A 17,996-nucleotide genomic window follows, 5' to 3' on the forward strand; every position below is an offset into this window, starting at 1 on the left:
ACCCGTTGGACGGGTTTTTTTGTAAACAGTATTAATCACATTATACCATGATATAACATGACTTATTCAAGTGTAAAAGGAATAAGTGCGAAATTTATCGTATTACTAGACGAATAAGCTCGGAAATCCCTAGATCTACAACATAGAAGAACACTGCTGCGAAAACAACGGTAGTTACTACTGTGATTGTATAGCGAGTTAATTCCTTACGTTTAGGCCAACTGACCTTTTTCATTTCACGGTTCACACCACGAAAGAAGTTAGTTAAACGTTGCATCCATGTAACCTCCAACCCCATAAATACTATTATCTATTTTGTTTCCCGATGAACGGTATGAGCATTGCAAACCTTACAAAACTTCTTTATTTCCAAACGCTCGCCACTTTGCGCGTTCCCTTTTACAGTAGAGTAGTTCCTAGAACCACATTGCGCGCAGGCAAGCACCAATTTACTCTGCATTGAGTACACCACCACATACATAGATGTCCATAAAAATGTAACATACCTGTAACATGGATGTCAACGGTACCAAAATGGAGCCGGATACTTATTAAAGCGTAATCTCCCTTAATTCTAGGTATCTCTCAAGCTTTCTTTTCACCCGCTGCAGAGCATTATCGATCGACTTCACATGCCGGTTTAAATCTTCTGAAATTTCCTGATAGGATCTTCCGTCCAGATAGAGAACAAGCACCTTTCGTTCTAGGTCACTCAAAAGCTCTGCCATTTTGACTTCTATATCATCAAATTCCTCTTGGTTAATGATCAGTTCTTCAGGGTCCATCACCTTTGCCCCTGAGATCACATCCATTAACGTACGATCTGATTCCTCATCATATATAGGCTTGTCCAGTGAAACGTATGAATTAAGTGGAATATGCTTTTGTCTCGTTGCTGTCTTGATCGCTGTAATGATCTGCCTGGTAATACAAAGTTCGGCAAACGCCTTGAAGGAGGTAAGCTTGTCCTCTCTGAAGTCGCGTATTGCCTTGTAGAGACCTATCATTCCTTCCTGCACAATATCTTCGCGATCTGCACCAATGAGAAAGTAGGATCTAGCCTTCGCCCTTACAAAGTTTTTATACTTGTTGATTAAATAGTCCAGCGCTTCACTATCACCCATATGCACGTGTTCGACTACCTGCTCGTCTTCCATTAATTCCAATACCCTGCTAGTTTTTCTTGGGTCGCTCACTATCACACCTATCCCTCCGACCGAAACAGTAGATAGAAATATTATACAGTAGGCTTAAATTGACCGTCAACCACTCATCGCTGCCCTCTGCGCCATTTTTCGAAAATTGCTGAAAGTTCAGTGTTTAATTCAATGCGTTTTGAGGGTTTTTCGTTGGTAAAATTTGTTACTTTCTTTTTTATCCGATTCTCAATGGCATTGGTTTCATTCAGCAGTTCGCGTGCCGATTTTCTCAGCGCTCCCTGCCCGAATATCGCCCACTGCTCGGTGAAATCGGACGTTGCTACATGGATCTGTGTGCGAATATCGCTGAGGCTGATTGCCAATTTCTCGATCCGTTCGTCTGCGGTTTCATTTTCCCTAGTATAGATGACTTCCACGCGATGGTTTTTATATTTCGTTTCAATGCCTTGGGATAGGTGGGCATCAAAGACCACCATCACCCGATAGCCGGTATAAGCCTGGTATTCCGCCATTTTTGAAACAAGGATATCACGTGCCAGAGCAAGATCCTGATCCTTCAGTTTCCTCAGCTCCGGCCACGCGCCGATAATGTTGTAACCATCAACTAGCAAGATATCCATTGCTAGTTATACTCCTGCCGGCTGTCGTTTGCGGTATACCTCATACATTAAAAGACTTGCTGCCACAGATGCGTTCAGGGAAGTGACCTTTCCTACCATCGGCAAGGAAATGAGGAAGTCGCATTTATCCTTTAGCAGCCTTGCCATCCCTTTTCCTTCACTCCCGATGATCAATCCAGTCGGCAAGGTCCCGTCCATGTTCCGGTAATCTACGGTTCCTTTTGCATCTGTACCGAAAATCCATAATCCCTTTTCCTTGAGCTCGTCCACCGTGCGAGCCAGGTTGGTGACCCGGACCACCGGAACATGCTCAATGGCGCCTGTTGAAGCTTTTGCTACCGTTGCAGTCAATCCTACCGCACGCCGCTTCGGAATGATGATGCCATGTGCCCCTACTGCATCTGCCGTCCTCATGATCGACCCCAGATTATGAGGATCTTCTATTTCATCCAAAATCAGAAAGAATGGTGTTTCCTTTCTTTTTTCCGCCAAGAGAAAAAGGTCGTCAAGTTCCGCGTAGTCATATGCGGCAACAGATGCCACCACACCTTGATGGTTTCCTTCTGCCATTTGGTCGATTTTCTTTTTTGGTACAAATTGCACCAGTACATTCGCTTCTTTTGCAAGGTCGATGATCTGTTGCATGGATCCTTTTTGTGATCCTTCGGCTATCCAGAGCTTATTGATTTCCCGTTTAGATTTCAATGCCTCTAAAACAGGGTTTCTTCCGATGATAAATTCTTTTGACATCCTCACTCACCTCTTTCTTCATCTACGATTCCAATGCAATCTCCGATGACTTGTTCCATTCTGTCTGTTGCCCCCGATAAGTATAAAAATCCGATCAATGCCTCAAAGGCAGTGGAGTAGCGGTAGGTTTGAACATCCGTATTTCGCGGTACCGAACCTGACTTCGCATTGCGTCCCCGCCTGATCACCGCCTCCTCTTCCTCCGTGAAAAATCCCGCTTCGGCCAACTTGTGCAGCAAGCGTGCCTGCGCTTTGGCAGACACATAGCTAGTTGCTGTCCGATGTAGCTGATTGGGTCTTATTTTCCCGAGCTTCAGGAGGTGATGACGGATATAAGTCTCATATACCGCATCACCCATATAAGCAAGGGCAAGGCTATTTAGTTGCTTTGCATCTACATTGTTGGTGCTCATGTATGTGTTACCCTCTTTTCCATCTCGTACCTTGTGCCGTATCCTCCAAGATGATATTTCTTTCTTTCAATTCATCCCTTATTTGATCTGAAGTTGCAAAATCGCGGTTCTTCCTTGCATCTATCCGCTTTTGTATCAATGCTTCTATTTCTTCGTCCAGCAATTCCGCTTCTTCTGTCAGCGCTACACCCAGCACACCGAACAGCTCTTCAAACTGGGTGATGAATGCCTGAAGCACTTTGACAGATGTATTCTTTTCACTCACATAAAGGTTTGCCTGTTTCGCCAAATCAAACAGGACGGAAATGGCATTGGCTGTATTGAAATCGTCGTCCATCACCGAGATGAACTCCTTCTTCAATGCATCCACCTTCTCAAACCATTGATTGTCGTCGCTCTCCTCCGTCAGGTTGGCACTGCTGTCCATGCGGTGCTTCAGGTTGGAGTAGGCGGTCCTGATTCTCTCCAGACCGTTTTTCGTGCTTTCCAATAGTTCATCATTATAGTTGATCGGATGACGATAATGAACGGAAAGCATGAAGAAACGGATCAGCTGTGGATCATGCTTTTTTATGATGTCATGCACAAGGATAAAGTTGCCGAGTGACTTAGACATTTTCTCATTATCGATATTAATATACCCATTATGCAGCCAGTATTTCGCAAACGTCTTGCCTGTAAGCGCCTCGGTTTGGGCGATCTCGTTTTCATGATGCGGGAAGGAAAGGTCCTGTCCGCCTGCATGGATATCAATCGTATCGCCAAGATACTTGCGCGCCATGGCAGAGCATTCGATATGCCATCCCGGACGCCCTTTCCCCCAAGGGCTTTCCCAGAAGATTTCCCCTTCCTTTGCCGCTTTCCAAAGAACAAAGTCCAGAGCATCCTGTTTCTTTTCCCCAACTTCGATGCGGGTACCTAGCTGCAGGTCCTCGATCGGCTGATGGGAAAGCTTTCCGTACTCCTTGAATTCCCGCGTCCTGTAATACACATCCCCGCCGGACTCATAGGCAAAGCCCTTTTCAATCAATGCTTCGATGAACTCAATGATTATATCCATATTTTCCGTCACGCGCGGGTGTACGGTTGCCTGCTTGCATCCCAAAGCGGAAACATCCTCATGATAGGCTGCAATAAAACGCTCCGCAATAGTCGGCACATCCTCGCCGAGTTCATTCGCCGCTTTGATCAGTTTGTCATCGACATCGGTGAAATTGGATACATAGTTCACTTCATATCCGCGGTATTCAAGGTATCTTCTTACTGTATCGAACACAATCGGCGGTCTCGCATTACCTATATGAATATAATTATAGACAGTAGGCCCGCACACATACATTTTCACCTTTCCCTCTTCAAGCGGGGTGAATTTCTCCTTCTGGCGGGTCAAGGTATTATAAAGATGAATCGTCATCTGTTTTCTTCCTCTCTTTTAAAAGTTGCAGCTCTTTCTGCAATTCGACAATCTGTTTTTCCAATGCGATGAAACGGTCTCCGGTCGGGTCAGGCATGTTCTGGTGATTGAAATCCTTCTTTATCCTTACCCCATCCTGAATGACAATCTTCCCCGGAATCCCTACGACCGTGGAATTATTGGGAACATCCTTCAGTACGACCGAACCTGCCCCTACTTTAGAATTCTCCCCAACAGTGATGGAACCTAGTACCTTTGCTCCTGCTGCAATAAGGGCATTATCGAGGATCGTAGGGTGTCTTTTGCCTTTTTCTTTCCCCGTTCCTCCCAGGGTGACACCTTGGAAGACGGTTACGTTATTGCCGATTTCACAGGTTTCACCGATTACGACACCCATCCCGTGGTCAATGAAAAAACGGCGTCCTATCTTGGCTCCGGGATGGATCTCGATTCCTGTAAAGAAGCGGCTGATCTGGGAAATCAATCTTGCAATGAAGAACAGTTTCTTCCGGAAAAAGGCATGTGCCAATCGGTGGGACCAAATGGCATGCAGGCCTGAATAGGTTAAAATGACTTCAAAATAATTCCTTGCTGCAGGATCCTGTTCGAAAATGACATCTATATCCTCTTTCAATGTTCGTAGCATTCATCTTTCCTCCTTTCTTTATATAAAAAAAGTCTCTGTGTCAAAAGACACAGAGACGCTGATGGCGCGGTTCCACTCTGTTTAGGGATGCACAAATACACAATCCCCACTCTTCCTCGTAACGGGAGGCAGCCGCTATCGCTTAGTAAGCATGAAGCCTTTCAGCAATAGACTCCGAGGTGCACTTCAAAGAATTCATCACATGAATCGTTTTCAGCCGGGGACGATTCTCTCTGGAACGGATGGAGTTTCTTCTACTCTCCTCATCTACATTCAAATGATTTTTCAGCCTGATATATAGCCTACAATATTTAAGATAGTTCTATCATATTATGTTTTCTTGAAAATGTTAATTAATTAGCTTCTCCAAACGGGCAATAACTGTTTCCTTGCCCAACAGATGGATCGTTTGTGGCAAGTCGCGGCCATGAGTCTGCCCTGTTGTTGCCACACGGATTGGCATGAACAGCTTTTTCCCTTTTTGGCCTGTCGCTTTTTGTACCGCTTTGATGGAAGCTTGGATGGATTCAGCAGAGAAATCCTCCAATGCCAACAGCTCCTCACGGAATGCCGTCACCACTTGTGGTACCTGCTCTTCATCAAGTACAGCCTGCGCTTCTTCGTCATACTCAATATGGGTTTTAAAGAAGATCTCTGTTAATTCCACGATTTCCGCTCCAAAGCTCAGTTGCTCCTGATACAGGGAAATCAGCTCTTTGGCCCACTCTCTCTCTTCTTCCGTCATGTTTTCACTGAAACGTCCAGCTTTCACAAGGTGAGGCAGGGAAATACCCACTACAGTATCCAGGTCCAATTTCTTCATGTACTGGTTGTTCATCCATGCCAATTTCTGTGTATCGAACACTGCAGGAGACTTGGAAAGGCGGGAAGCATCAAAGATCTCTGTCAACTCATCCTTGGAATAAATCTCTTCTTCCCCAACCGGCGACCAGCCGAGCAATGCAATGAAATTGAACAAGGTTTGCGGCAGATATCCAAGCTCCTCATACTGCTCGATGAACTGGATGATGGACTCATCACGCTTACTCAGTTTCTTGCGGCTTTCATTCACGATCAACGTCATATGGCCGAATGCAGGAACATCCCAGCCCAATGCGTTGAAAATCATGATTTGCTTTGGTGTATTGGAAATATGATCATCACCACGTAGCACATGGGAAATCTTCATCAGGTGGTCATCCACCGCGACTGCAAAGTTGTAAGTCGGCGTGCCGTCTTTTTTCACAATAACGAAGTCACCGATCCCATCTGTTTCAAAGGATACTTCACCTTTAACCATGTCATTGAATTTGATCACTTCTCCTTGAGGGACAAGGAAACGGATGCTCGGCTTTCTTCCTTCGTCTTCAAAAGCCTGCTGCTCCTGGGCTGTCAGGTTGCGATGCTGGCCGGAGTAACGCGGCATTTCCCCGCGTGCAATCTGACCTTCCCTTTCCGCTTCAAGCTCTTCTTCCGTACAATAGCATTTATAGGCAAGCCCCTTCTCAAGAAGCTCTGTATAATATTTTTCATAAAGGTCATTGCGCTCGGATTGGCGGTATGGCCCATATTCCCCACCAACATCCACGCTCTCATCCCATTGCATGCCAAGCCATTTAAGATATTTCAGCTGGCTTTCTTCTCCGCCTTCAATGTTGCGCTTTTTATCGGTATCTTCTATACGGATGATAAATTGCCCATTCTGGCTGCGGGCGAAAAGATAATTGAATAATGCGGTACGTGCATTTCCTATATGTAAGTGCCCTGTTGGACTTGGGGCATAGCGTACGCGAACTGTCATAGTGAGGTTACCTCCATTTTTCCGTCAGCCGCCGGGCTTCTGACGGGGGTATTTTCAAAATCCAAGCATTATTCTACCATAAAAGTAAAGGGAAAGCCTCTATTTCTTTATTAATAAAACAGCGGCCTGGGCTGCAATGCCTTCTTCTCTTCCGGTGAATCCGAGTTTTTCGGTGGTGGTGGCTTTCACATTCACCTGCTCTATATCGGCTTCGAGTAATTGCGCGATTCTTGCACGCATCGTTTCGATATGCGGGGCCATTTTCGGTTTTTGTGCAATGATCGTACAGTCCACATTCCCGAGTGTATAGCCTTTTTCTTTTACTATCTCCCATACCTGCTGCATTAACACTGCAGAATCTGCATTTTTAAAGGCGGGATCCGTATCCGGGAAATGCTTGCCGATGTCCCCTTCCCCCACAGCACCGAGGCACGCATCTGAAATGGTATGCAAAAGCACATCCGCATCAGAGTGACCTAGCAGCCCCTTTTCGTATGGGATCGTGATTCCACCCAGTATCAGCGGTCTTCCTTCTGCAAATTGATGTACATCAAATCCTTGTCCTATTCGAAACATTTGGTTTCTCCTTTATACGAGGCTATTCTGCCTTTTGTTTTTTTAATATAGCTTCTGCAACAATCAAATCTTCCGGAGTGGTCAATTTGATATTTTCATAATCACCCTCGACCATGTGCACGGGCATGCCGATCCGCTCTACAAGGCTTGATTCATCCGTCCCCATGTATTGTTCTTCCTTTGCCTGCAGATGGGCCTTTTGGAGAATGGAATATTGAAAGGCTTGTGGCGTCTGGATCATCCATAATGCGGCGCGCTCGACCGTCTCCTCGATCAGCAGGTCAGCATTCACCTTCTTTATCGTATCCTTTACCGGCACCCCTACGATGGCCGCTCCATCCCGCTTCGCCTTTTCCACCAAGCGGTGAATCACCTCTTGTCTGATAAACGGCCTTGCCCCATCATGTACAAGTACAATTTCCGCATTTTCCATGCGAAGCAATCCATTGTAGACGCTATCCTGCCGCTCCTTGCCCCCGGGCACCATTTCGCTTACCTTGGATATCCCGTAGGATTCCAATAGCGCTTCAAAAAGCGGGACCTCTTTTTCATTGATGACAAGTTTGATTTCTTTACACATAGGGTCATTCTCAAACACTGTCAACGTATGGATAATGACCGGCTTCCCTTCAAGCTCGATAAACTGCTTGTTCTTGCCTGCCTTCATCCTTTTCCCCTGACCGGCAGCCAGAACCATCACTTCGTATGTCATCTTAAACTCTCCCGTATTATATCTATGCTAAAATAACTTCTACCCTCTTAGCAATGCTTGAGAGGGTAGTTTTTTCATATAGTTGGATGGGTGTGTCCTGCTCCATCCGCATATTATAGTGCTGCACGCTCAAGCTGTTTGGGCTTGGCAAATATCATTCGCCCGGCAGACGTCTGAAGTACACTTGTGACAAGGACTTCGATATGCTTGCCGATATAATCACGGCCTTCTTCCACCACGATCATCGTACCGTCATCAAGATAGGCAACCCCTTGATTATGCTCTTTCCCGTCCTTGATCACTTGGACAGTCAGCTCTTCACCAGGAAGAACAACAGGTTTTACGGCATTAGCGAGGTCATTGATATTCAATACTTCCACACTCTGAAGCTCACATACTTTGTTTAAATTGAAATCATTGGTCACGACCACACCGGAAGTGAGTTTAGCCAGTTTTACAAGCTTTGAGTCCACTTCCTGAATATCTTCGAAGTTACCCTCATAGATCTCTACTTTTATTGCCAGCTCTTTTTGGATCCGATTAAGTATATCGAGTCCGCGTCTACCACGATTTCTTTTCAGGACATCGGATGAATCTGCGATATGCTGCAGCTCCTCCAGGACAAATCGCGGAATGACAATGGTCCCCTCAAGAAACCCCGTTTGACAGATATCTGCCACTCTTCCATCGATGATGACACTTGTATCCAAGATTTTCAGCTTTTTGGACGAAAGATCCAACTCATCTTCATCACTAGCTTTTTTCTTTCCGAATTTGCTAGAGATCGAAAATAGATTTACAAGCTCGTCACGTTTTTTGAATCCTACCTGAAACCCGAGATATCCCAATAAAATAGTGATGAAGATCGGGAATATCACGCTTACGAACGGGATCCGCTCCAATGGAATAACGGCCAAGTAGGCGACAATCAAGCCAAAGATGAGACCCAAGCTGCCAAACAGCACGTCTGTGACCGGCGCTTTTACGAGCGACTCCTCTATCCACTTGATAATTCCGACCACATAATCCACTAACCAAAAAGTAAGGATATAAAATATGATTGCTCCTAGTATCGCAACAGTATAAGGCTTTGTAAGAAAAGGAATATCTCCTATGTTTAAAAGGGAAAATAGTTCCGGGATAAAGAAAATCCCCAATGTCCCACCAAGGATGACAAAAAATAATTGAACCATGCGCCTTAACATTGCCTCACCTCCCTTTATTCATTATAAACAGTTTCTTCTAAATAAAACGTCCAAACGCGCTTAATTTTACATTTGTTAGAAATTTGACACGTAATTGCAAACAACCTGTCACCGTTGTCCAGCCTAGATTTGACGATCGATCAAAAGCTGATCCTGGATCCGTTTAAGGCCTTCTTTTATTTTCCTGGCCCTCACTTCCCCGATCCCATCCACTTCATCCAACTCTTCTACGGTTGCCATCAGGATTTGTTTCATATTTTTGAATCTGCATATCAAGTTTTCGATAACAAGCGGCGGAAGCCTAGGAATCTTATGCAGGATACGGTATCCTCTCGGAAGCACGAAGTCATCCGGATTGATGAAGCCCGAATATCCGAGCATCTTCAAAATGACGGTATCATCCAGCAGATCTGTATTGGCAAGCTCCTGCAGTTTTTTCAAAATGACAAATGCATCCCGGTCTTTGTCCACACAATAGTCTTTAATCAAGAGAATCGCTTCTTCCTCTATATGCGCCAGAAGCTCGGTCATCTGCAACCGGATAAGTCTTCCCTCAGTTCCAAGCTCATTGATATAACTGATAATCTCATTCTTGATGCGAAGCACCATTTCGATCCGGTGAATCACCTGCAGCAGCTCCGATAAAGAAACCTGTTCCTCAAATTCGAGTGCCCCAAGATTTGTGATGCCCTGATCCAGGACAGACTTGTATTTTTCCAGCGTTTGGATGGCTTGATTCGCCTTTGTGAAAATAACGCCAATGTCACGCAGCGCGTACCGGAAATCACCCTTATACAAGGTGATCACATTCCTTCTTTGTGAGATCGCAACAACAAGACAGCCTGTTTGCTTTGCCACCCGCTCCGCCGTTCTATGGCGCATCCCGGTCTCCGTGGAGATGATGGTCGGGTTTGGCGTCAGCTGTGCATTGGCGTATAAGATCTTTGTGCCTTTTTCATTTAATATAATGGCTCCATCCATTTTTGCCAACTCATATACATAGGCAGGGCTGAATGGACAGTTGATGGAGAAACCTCCGTCCACCATGTCTTTCACTTTGTCATTAAATCCGACTACCACCAAACCACCTGTCTGCGATCTGAGAATGTTGTTGATCCCTTCCCTGATCGGTGTACCCGGTGCGATAAATTGCAACGTATCCGCCATCATTTTTTCGTTCAGACGTAGTTCCTCCATCCCTATCCTCCTAGTACATATTGCAGCGCTTGGTCAATGGTGGCAACGCCGATTACATTGACCTCTTTTGGAACAGTCCACCCGCCAAGGTTCTTGGAAGGTATAATGACACGCTTAAACCCAAGCTTTGCAGCCTCCTGCACCCTTTGTTCAATTCGGGAGACCCGCCTGATTTCCCCGGTCAGTCCGACTTCCCCTATCACCACATCCGTAGGCTCTGATGCCTGGTTGCGGAAACTTGACGCAATACTGACGGCAACAGCCAAATCGATGGCCGGTTCGTCCAGCTTCACGCCACCGGCAACCTTCAAATAAGCATCCTGATTTTGCAGAAGTAGACCTACCCTTTTTTCCAATACGGCCATGATCAGTGACACACGATTATGATCGATCCCAGTGGCCATCCTTCTCGGATTTCCGTATCCAGTCGGGGAGATCAGGGCTTGTATCTCCACCAGCACCGGGCGTGTACCTTCCATCGAAGCTACAACAGTAGAGCCTGCAGCCCCTTTGGAGCGCTCTTCCAGAAATATTTCAGAAGGGTTCTTTACTTCCTCCAACCCCTCCTCCTTCATTTCAAAAATGCCAATTTCATTTGTAGAACCAAATCTATTTTTAACAGATCGCAGTATACGATATGTATGATGACGCTCTCCCTCAAAATATAACACAGTATCTACCATATGCTCCAACAAACGAGGTCCGGCAATAGAGCCTTCCTTCGTTACATGCCCTACTATGAATACCGCAATATTCTTCGTTTTGGCAATCCTCATAAGCTCTGCCGTACATTCCCTGACCTGAGATACACTGCCTGGTGCAGAGGTGACTGCCGGGTGATAGACCGTTTGAATGGAATCTATGACAAGAAGGGTCGGCTGGACGTCATCTATCGCCTTTCCGATCAGCTCAAAATCGGTCTCCGATAATACAAACAGCTCATCTGCCTGCACACCCAGACGGTCCGCCCTGAGCTTCGTCTGCTGTACAGATTCCTCTCCGGAAATATAGAGCACACGATGCTTTTTCACGGCAAGCTGACAGCATACCTGCAGCAGGAGTGTGCTCTTCCCGATACCCGGATCTCCACCGATCAGGACGAGTGAGCCTTGTACCAACCCACCGCCGAGTACACGATTGCATTCAGCCATATCAGTTTGGATCCGTGCTTCCTTTATCGTTTCCACCTTTGTAATGGATTCCGCTTTTCTCACAAGTGTCGGGGAGGAAGTTGTAAAACCGCCTCTTCTTGGAGTTTTGGATTCTTCCATTTCCTCGGTCATTTTATTCCATGTTCCACATCCAGGACATTTCCCCATCCATTTGGCAGATTCGTAACCGCACTCCTGACAAATGAATTTCGTCTTCCGTTTTGCCATGAAAAAATCCTCTCTATGTTAAAATACCATTGTTTTCCTCTTTTTATGATACCTTATTTCCTATCGTACAAGCCAATTTTAAGCCGTAAAATCTGCATATACAAGAAAGGAGGCAAAGCCCTGAAAATAAGGGCCTACCTCCACTATGATTTTGGTCTTGGAAAACCAAGGACATCTTCTTTATTTTACTATTTCCACGTCACGGACTACAAACTCTCCATCTACCACATCCATGACAATCTTCTTGCCTTTTTCGATATTCCCTTTCAATAGCTCTTCGGACAGCTTATCTTCCACATGCTTCTGGATAGCCCGGCGCAAAGGTCTTGCCCCGTATTCCGGATCGTACCCCTCCTCGGCGATCTTCTCCTTCGTCGCATCGGTCAATTCCAGCTCGATATCCTGTTCCTTCAGACGCTTTGTCAACTGATCGGACAGAAGTGTCACAATTTCCTTCAGGTGCGTCTTTTCTAGGGAATGGAAGACAATCATCTCATCGACACGGTTCAGGAACTCCGGACGGAACGCTTTTTTCAGTTCATCCATCACTTTCCCTTTCATGTCCTTATAGTTCTGATTATCATCCTGTACATTGAATCCAACATACTTGTTGCGCTTTAATGCGTCCGCTCCCACGTTGGATGTCATGATCACAAGTGTATTGCGGAAATCCACCGTACGTCCTTTTGAATCCGTTAAACGCCCATCCTCAAGCACCTGCAGGAGAATGTTGAACACATCCGGATGCGCTTTTTCTATTTCATCCAATAGAATGACGGAATATGGCTTGCGTCGGACTTTCTCTGTCAATTGTCCACCTTCATCATATCCCACATATCCAGGAGGAGAGCCTACAAGACGGGAAGTGGAGTGCTTCTCCATATACTCGGACATATCGATGCGGATCATCGCATCCTCATCGCCGAAAATGGACTCTGCCAACGCTCTTGCAAGTTCCGTTTTACCTACCCCAGTAGGGCCGAGGAAGATGAAGGAGCCGATTGGACGTTTCGGATCTTTCAATCCGGCGCGGGCACGGCGCACCGCTTTGGATACTGCCTTCACCGCTTCATCCTGGCCGATGACACGGGAGTGAAGCAACTGTTCCATATTCAATAATTTATCTGTTTCCGTCTGGGCAAGCTTGGATACCGGAATTCCCGTCCAGCTGGACACGACCATGGCAATGTCCTCGACTGTCACCTCTGAATTTTCCTGACCCTGCTTTTCCTTCCACGTTTTCTTCGTATCCTCAAGCTGCTCGCGCAAGCGCTGCTCTGTATCACGCAGGGACGCCGCCTTTTCAAATTCCTGACTTTGAACAGCTGCATCCTTTTCGTTGCGGACGGATTCTAGCTTCACTTCCAGTTCCTTTAGATTAGGAGGTGTAGTGAAGGAGCGCAATCTCACTTTTGAGCCAGCCTCATCGATAAGGTCAATCGCCTTATCCGGCAGGAAGCGGTCCGAAATATAACGATCTGATAGCTTTACCGCCTGCTCAATCGCTTCATCCGTGATGGATACACGGTGATGCGCCTCATAGCGGTCACGAAGCCCTGTCAGAATTTGAATGGACTCAAGCGCTGTTGGCTCATCCACCTGGATAGGCTGGAAGCGTCTTTCAAGCGCGGCATCCTTTTCGATATATTTACGATACTCATCCAAGGTAGTGGCACCGATACATTGAAGCTCTCCACGTGCAAGGGATGGTTTCAAAATGTTTGATGCATCAATGGCACCTTCCGCCCCTCCTGCCCCAATCAACGTATGAAGCTCATCGATGAACAGGATGATGTTGCCTGCCTGGCGGATCTCATCCATCACCTTTTTCAGGCGATCCTCAAACTCACCACGATACTTTGTACCAGCTACCACTGTTCCCATATCAAGGGTCATTACACGCTTATCACGGAGGATCTCCGGCACCTCATTATTGACAATCTGTTGTGCGAGGCCTTCTGCAATAGCCGTCTTACCTACCCCTGGCTCACCAATCAGGACCGGATTATTTTTTGTTCTTCTGCTAAGTACTTCAATCACACGCTGGATTTCCTTGCTTCTTCCGATTACCGGATCCAGGCTGCCTTCTCTTGCAACAGCTGTAAGGTCACGTGCAAGACTATCAAGTGTAGGTGTGTTCACATTCTGTGACGACCCACCCTGATGGCCTCCCGAAGACTCATTGCTGCCAAGAAGCTGAAGCACCTGCTGGCGGGCCTTGTTCAAGCTGACACCAAGATTGTTCAGCACGCGTGCCGCCACTCCCTCGCCCTCTCGGATCAATCCAAGCAGGATATGCTCTGTCCCGACGTAGGAATGTCCAAGCTTACGGGCTTCATCCATGGAAAGTTCGATAACTTTCTTCGCGCGTGGTGTGTAGTGCGGAATGGATTGTCCGCTATCTTGTCCACGTCCAATCAAATTCTCCACTTCTTTTTGGATTTTCTCAGGACCAAGTCCAAGCGCAATCAACGCTTTTGCGGCAATTCCCTCGCCCTCTCTTACAAGACCCAACAGGATATGCTCAGTTCCAATATTATTATGGCTTAAACGAAGTGCCTCTTCTTGTGCTAATGCAAGTACTTTTTGTGCTCTCTCTGTAAATCGACCGAACATCATATATAATCGCCTCCCGAGTAATTTAAATATTTAATCGAAGTCTTTCCCTAATTAAGCTCGCTCTACGAATATCCCGTTCATCTGGTCTTAATGGACCTCCAGCATACTGCTGCAAAAAGCCTGGCTGCGTCAAAATCATCAATTCATTCAAGATGGATCTCGATATATTTTCGATATAACCCAAATCAATGCCAAGTCGTACATCTGATAAGCATTTTGCCGCTTCCTTCGTTTCCATCACCCGGCTATGAGCCAATATGCCATAGGAACGAAAAACTCTGTCTTCTAATTGTATGTTGGAAGTTTTAACTAATGCTTCCCTTGCCGACCTCTCCTGTGCAATTAGTTGCTGCACCACACTGAGCAGATCATTTACAATATCCTCTTCCGATTTTCCCAGTGTAAGTTGATTGGAAATTTGAAAAATGTTTCCTAAAGCTTCGCTGCCTTCCCCGTAAATCCCTCTAACAACCAAACCCAATTGGTTGATCGCCGGAATAATCCGGTTCATTTGCTGAGTCATGACCAGTGCCGGCAAGTGCATCATCACTGAAGCCCTCATCCCTGTACCAACATTGGTCGGACAGCTGGTCAAGTACCCCCGCTTCTCATCAAACGCATAGTCTATCTTTTCCTCCAGCCAATCATCGAGCCCATTGGCCAGCTGTAATGCTTCAGTCAACTGCAGTCCTGGAAAAAGGCATTGAATGCGAATATGGTCCTCTTCATTTATCATAATGCTCACTTCTTCATTCTGTGATAGCAAACATGCACCATACGTCGAATGTTCCGCAAGCTGGGGACTGATCAGATGCTTCTCCACCAGCACCCTTTTCTGAAGCGCATTAAGATCCTCCATCACAAGAAACTCCAACTCACCGAGCTCCTGAAAGGTCCGCTCGGAAAAATGCGTTCTCATCGTTTCGACGATTTCCTTTGCTTCCTCGTTGCTGGAAACAGTAGGAAACCGCATTTCCTCAAGATTCCTGGCCAGCCTCACCCTGCTACTAAGCACAATATCTGATGCGGGGCCCTCCTGCTTCATCCAGGAACTTACTTCATTATTTAAAAAGTGTTCAAGAGACATTTATTGCTCCTCCCCTCTTTTATCACTTAATTTCTTTTCCAACTCTCTGATCTTATCTCTTATATTCGCTGCGCTTTCGAACTCTTCCTGTAAGATGAGTTCTTTTAATTCTTCTTTTAATGTATCTATCTCTTTTCTGACATGCATGCTTCCGCCTATCCGCTTTGGAATCTTCCCTGCATGCATTGTATTGCCACTATGGAACCTCTTCAGTATCGGCTGCATCTTATCCTCAAAGGTGCGATAGCATTCCGAACAGCCAAACCGCCCAATCTTGGTGAACTGCGCGAATGTCATCTTGCATCGTTCACATTGCAGAACCTTGTTCTCCTTGAACTCCTCCGGCTTTTTGTTCGAAATCACCTGCTCTGAATTTAGCAATCCAGCAATCAGATTGTTTAAAGAAAACCCCGATCCGCCGGTGAACATCGACATATTTCCCTTTTCCTGTGCACACTGCTCACAGATATGGACCTCCGATTTCTCACCATTGATCACTTTCGTTACATGCAACGTTGCAGGTCGCTCCTTACATTCCTGACACACCATCGTGTTTTCCCCCTTAACGGTACTTAAGAGTAGTAAGCATTGCTTTTAGCATTCTTGCCCGCAGCTCATCTCTCTCAGGTAACCCTAAATAGATAACAGAACGATCCATCACACTAACCATTATCTTCGCCTCCCGTGCAGAAAGCACCTTCTCCTCCACCAATCGGAAGATCACATCCTCTGCACTCGACTGCGAAACTCGCACATCTATCATTTCAATTATCTGGTCAATAAGATGCAGTTGATCATGGGTCTTTATCTTGATGATCCGTATATATCCCCCACCACCGCGCTTACTCTCCACCAGATATCCACGTTCAATTGTAAATCTAGTATTTATCACATAATTAATCTGAGAAGGTACACATTCAAACTTATCAGCAATCTCACTCCGTTTTATCTCCGCAGAATTTTCCCTGCTTCGCTCTAAAACCTGCTTTAAATATTGTTCAATGACATCAGATATGTTCCTCATGCTATCCCCCCATCTGACCTTGACTATCTTTGACTATAATTAAAATATATAAGACCACCAAAAAAATTTCAATAAATATCTCTCACAACAACAGAATTCCACTTTTGGGCACGATGTAAACATCAATTGGTCAAATTTGTTCAGAGAATTGGATAAGTGTGTACTAGAGGAGTTGTTCTGCCTGAGCTAAATGTTGATTTGGTGGGGGTGGGTATTGTGTAATGTGGTGTGCCGGGCACGGGGGTGGCTCAAGTAAAATCAACGTTTCACAACGCACCAGTGCCTGGCCCCTCCACCCACTAACCAACCAATTTCTCCTCCAAACAAAAATGAGGGGCCTGGCACTGATAAGTACCATCCCACAACTACGCAACTCCAATGATGCGAACCAAAACACAACTCCCACAACAACACCAGTGCCTGGCCCCTCCATCCACTAACCAACCAATTTCTCCTCCAAACAAAAAAGAGGGGCCTGGCACTGATAAGTACCATCCCACAACTACGCAACTCCAATGATGCGAACCAAAACACAACTCCCACAACAACACCAGTGCCTGGCCCCTCCATCCACTAACCAACCAATTTCTCCTCCAAACAAAAAAGAGGGGCCTGGCACTGATAAGTACCATCCCCTAACTACACCAATCCAATGATGCGAACCAAAAAACAACTCCCACAACAACACCAGTGCCTGGCCCCTCCACCCACTAACCAACCTCTTTCTCCTCCAAACAAAAAAGAGGGGCCTGGCACTGATAAGTACCATCCCCAAGGACGCAAATCTAAAGATGCTGCAAACCAAAAAAAACACAAAAAAGGCCAGCTCCTCTTTCTTACCGTCATCCACCTCTATCGCGGTACGATTCGCTCCCTTTCTTACCGTCATCCCTTCTGTTTCACCTCTATCGCGGCACGATTAGCCCCTTTTCTTACCGTCATCCCTTCTGTTTCACCATTATCGCGGTACGAATAGCTCCCTTTCATACCGTCATTCCTGCTGTTTCACCATTATCGCGGCACGATTAGCCCCTATTCTTACCGTCATGCCTGCTGTTTTACCGTTATCACGGTACGAATCCCCACTTTCCTTACAGTCACCCGCACTTTTTCACCGCTATCACGGTACCAAACACGCCATATCCTTCCTTCACCCTCCCACCATTCGCTAGTGCCAGGCCCCTCCATCCACAACCCAACCTCTTTCTCCCCCAAAACAAAAAAAGAGGGGCCTGGCACTAATAAGTACCGCCCCCCACAACAAAAAATACAATGTCAAACACTACACAACACCCCATCCAAACCCAAACCAACACAAAAAAAGACCAGCACCCAAAGCGCTGATCTCTCCTCTAAACTTGCCTGGCAACGTCCTACTCTCACAGGGGGACAG

At 46.1% G+C, this 17,996-nt stretch carries 19 protein-coding genes and 1 other annotated feature; all 19 genes read right to left on the reverse strand.

Annotated elements, in window-relative coordinates:
• Positions 1–94: 94 nt before the first annotated feature.
• Positions 95–277, reverse strand: a complete 183-nt coding sequence (gene secE / locus JOC95_RS20770; protein ID WP_204420047.1) for a preprotein translocase subunit SecE — start codon at positions 275–277, stop codon at positions 95–97.
• 33 nt (positions 278–310) lie between these two features.
• On the reverse strand, positions 311–460 hold the full coding sequence (gene rpmG / locus JOC95_RS20775) for a 50S ribosomal protein L33 (RefSeq protein ID WP_204420049.1): 150 nt from the start codon (positions 458–460) through the stop codon (positions 311–313).
• A gap of 91 nt (positions 461–551) precedes the next feature.
• Complete coding sequence (sigH, locus tag JOC95_RS20780; RefSeq protein WP_224841279.1) at positions 552–1,202, reverse strand: RNA polymerase sporulation sigma factor SigH; 651 nt, start codon at positions 1,200–1,202, stop codon at positions 552–554.
• A gap of 68 nt (positions 1,203–1,270) precedes the next feature.
• Positions 1,271–1,780, reverse strand: a complete 510-nt coding sequence (locus JOC95_RS20785) for an NYN domain-containing protein (RefSeq protein ID WP_204420051.1) — start codon at positions 1,778–1,780, stop codon at positions 1,271–1,273.
• 6 nt (positions 1,781–1,786) lie between these two features.
• On the reverse strand, positions 1,787–2,530 hold the full coding sequence (gene rlmB / locus JOC95_RS20790; RefSeq protein ID WP_204420053.1) for a 23S rRNA (guanosine(2251)-2'-O)-methyltransferase RlmB: 744 nt from the start codon (positions 2,528–2,530) through the stop codon (positions 1,787–1,789).
• Positions 2,531–2,532: 2 nt separating this feature from the next.
• The gene (locus JOC95_RS20795; RefSeq protein ID WP_204420055.1) at positions 2,533–2,943 is read right to left on the reverse strand and encodes a Mini-ribonuclease 3; all 411 of its coding nucleotides are present in this window, start codon (positions 2,941–2,943) and stop codon (positions 2,533–2,535) included.
• Positions 2,944–2,950: 7 nt separating this feature from the next.
• On the reverse strand, positions 2,951–4,357 hold the full coding sequence (cysS, locus tag JOC95_RS20800) for a cysteine--tRNA ligase (protein ID WP_204420057.1): 1,407 nt from the start codon (positions 4,355–4,357) through the stop codon (positions 2,951–2,953).
• Positions 4,338–5,003, reverse strand: coding sequence for a serine O-acetyltransferase (gene cysE, locus JOC95_RS20805; protein WP_204420059.1), 666 nt, complete (start codon positions 5,001–5,003; stop codon positions 4,338–4,340). Before cysE ends, cysS begins: the two co-directional genes overlap by 20 nt.
• A gap of 48 nt (positions 5,004–5,051) precedes the next feature.
• Positions 5,052–5,282, reverse strand: a binding site (T-box leader).
• A 70-nt stretch (positions 5,283–5,352) separates the two neighbouring features.
• Positions 5,353–6,804, reverse strand: a complete 1,452-nt coding sequence (gene gltX / locus JOC95_RS20810) for a glutamate--tRNA ligase (RefSeq protein ID WP_204420061.1) — start codon at positions 6,802–6,804, stop codon at positions 5,353–5,355.
• A 99-nt stretch (positions 6,805–6,903) separates the two neighbouring features.
• Positions 6,904–7,380, reverse strand: coding sequence for a 2-C-methyl-D-erythritol 2,4-cyclodiphosphate synthase (gene ispF / locus JOC95_RS20815; protein WP_204420063.1), 477 nt, complete (start codon positions 7,378–7,380; stop codon positions 6,904–6,906).
• A 22-nt stretch (positions 7,381–7,402) separates the two neighbouring features.
• Positions 7,403–8,092 (reverse strand): 2-C-methyl-D-erythritol 4-phosphate cytidylyltransferase, encoded by a 690-nt coding sequence (ispD, locus tag JOC95_RS20820; RefSeq protein WP_204420065.1) that lies wholly within the window; start codon positions 8,090–8,092, stop codon positions 7,403–7,405.
• 113 nt (positions 8,093–8,205) lie between these two features.
• Positions 8,206–9,297: a PIN/TRAM domain-containing protein gene (locus JOC95_RS20825; protein ID WP_204420067.1), complete on the reverse strand. Its 1,092-nt coding sequence runs from the start codon at positions 9,295–9,297 to the stop codon at positions 8,206–8,208.
• Positions 9,298–9,420: 123 nt separating this feature from the next.
• A complete protein-coding gene (gene disA, locus JOC95_RS20830) occupies positions 9,421–10,494 on the reverse strand; it encodes a DNA integrity scanning diadenylate cyclase DisA (protein WP_204420069.1) in 1,074 nt (357 codons plus the stop codon).
• Between the two features lie 2 nt (positions 10,495–10,496).
• Entirely contained in the window at positions 10,497–11,873 is a 1,377-nt protein-coding gene (gene radA / locus JOC95_RS20835) for a DNA repair protein RadA (RefSeq protein WP_204420071.1), read from the reverse strand.
• 180 nt (positions 11,874–12,053) lie between these two features.
• Positions 12,054–14,492, reverse strand: coding sequence for an ATP-dependent protease ATP-binding subunit ClpC (gene clpC, locus JOC95_RS20840; RefSeq protein WP_204420073.1), 2,439 nt, complete (start codon positions 14,490–14,492; stop codon positions 12,054–12,056).
• 22 nt (positions 14,493–14,514) lie between these two features.
• Positions 14,515–15,579 (reverse strand): protein-arginine kinase McsB, encoded by a 1,065-nt coding sequence (locus JOC95_RS20845; RefSeq protein WP_204420075.1) that lies wholly within the window; start codon positions 15,577–15,579, stop codon positions 14,515–14,517.
• Positions 15,580–16,128: a protein-arginine kinase activator protein McsA gene (locus tag JOC95_RS20850; protein WP_204420078.1), complete on the reverse strand. Its 549-nt coding sequence runs from the start codon at positions 16,126–16,128 to the stop codon at positions 15,580–15,582.
• A gap of 13 nt (positions 16,129–16,141) precedes the next feature.
• Positions 16,142–16,603, reverse strand: a complete 462-nt coding sequence (locus JOC95_RS20855; protein WP_204420081.1) for a CtsR family transcriptional regulator — start codon at positions 16,601–16,603, stop codon at positions 16,142–16,144.
• Between the two features lie 1,044 nt (positions 16,604–17,647).
• Positions 17,648–17,791, reverse strand: coding sequence for a hypothetical protein (locus JOC95_RS20860; protein ID WP_204420083.1), 144 nt, complete (start codon positions 17,789–17,791; stop codon positions 17,648–17,650).
• Positions 17,792–17,996: the final 205 nt, after the last annotated feature.

Source organism: Sutcliffiella tianshenii (genome assembly GCF_016908565.1).
GTDB lineage: Bacteria > Bacillota > Bacilli > Bacillales > Bacillaceae_I > Sutcliffiella_A > Sutcliffiella_A tianshenii.

Coding starts and splice junctions, on each gene's coding strand:
- ispF (WP_204420063.1), bottom strand. CDS start 7,380: ATGTTTCGAATAGGACAAGGATTTGATGTACATCAATTTGCAGAAGGA.
- cysS (WP_204420057.1), bottom strand. CDS start 4,357: ATGACGATTCATCTTTATAATACCTTGACCCGCCAGAAGGAGAAATTC.
- JOC95_RS20795 (WP_204420055.1), bottom strand. CDS start 2,943: ATGAGCACCAACAATGTAGATGCAAAGCAACTAAATAGCCTTGCCCTT.
- clpC (WP_204420073.1), bottom strand. CDS start 14,492: ATGATGTTCGGTCGATTTACAGAGAGAGCACAAAAAGTACTTGCATTA.
- JOC95_RS20855 (WP_204420081.1), bottom strand. CDS start 16,603: ATGAGGAACATATCTGATGTCATTGAACAATATTTAAAGCAGGTTTTA.
- rpmG (WP_204420049.1), bottom strand. CDS start 460: ATGCAGAGTAAATTGGTGCTTGCCTGCGCGCAATGTGGTTCTAGGAAC.
- gltX (WP_204420061.1), bottom strand. CDS start 6,804: ATGACAGTTCGCGTACGCTATGCCCCAAGTCCAACAGGGCACTTACAT.
- cysE (WP_204420059.1), bottom strand. CDS start 5,003: ATGCTACGAACATTGAAAGAGGATATAGATGTCATTTTCGAACAGGAT.
- secE (WP_204420047.1), bottom strand. CDS start 277: ATGCAACGTTTAACTAACTTCTTTCGTGGTGTGAACCGTGAAATGAAA.
- rlmB (WP_204420053.1), bottom strand. CDS start 2,530: ATGTCAAAAGAATTTATCATCGGAAGAAACCCTGTTTTAGAGGCATTG.
- JOC95_RS20825 (WP_204420067.1), bottom strand. CDS start 9,297: ATGTTAAGGCGCATGGTTCAATTATTTTTTGTCATCCTTGGTGGGACA.
- JOC95_RS20845 (WP_204420075.1), bottom strand. CDS start 15,579: ATGTCTCTTGAACACTTTTTAAATAATGAAGTAAGTTCCTGGATGAAG.
- radA (WP_204420071.1), bottom strand. CDS start 11,873: ATGGCAAAACGGAAGACGAAATTCATTTGTCAGGAGTGCGGTTACGAA.
- JOC95_RS20785 (WP_204420051.1), bottom strand. CDS start 1,780: ATGGATATCTTGCTAGTTGATGGTTACAACATTATCGGCGCGTGGCCG.
- disA (WP_204420069.1), bottom strand. CDS start 10,494: ATGGAGGAACTACGTCTGAACGAAAAAATGATGGCGGATACGTTGCAA.
- JOC95_RS20860 (WP_204420083.1), bottom strand. CDS start 17,791: ATGGAGGGGCCTGGCACTAGCGAATGGTGGGAGGGTGAAGGAAGGATA.
- JOC95_RS20850 (WP_204420078.1), bottom strand. CDS start 16,128: ATGGTGTGTCAGGAATGTAAGGAGCGACCTGCAACGTTGCATGTAACG.
- ispD (WP_204420065.1), bottom strand. CDS start 8,092: ATGACATACGAAGTGATGGTTCTGGCTGCCGGTCAGGGGAAAAGGATG.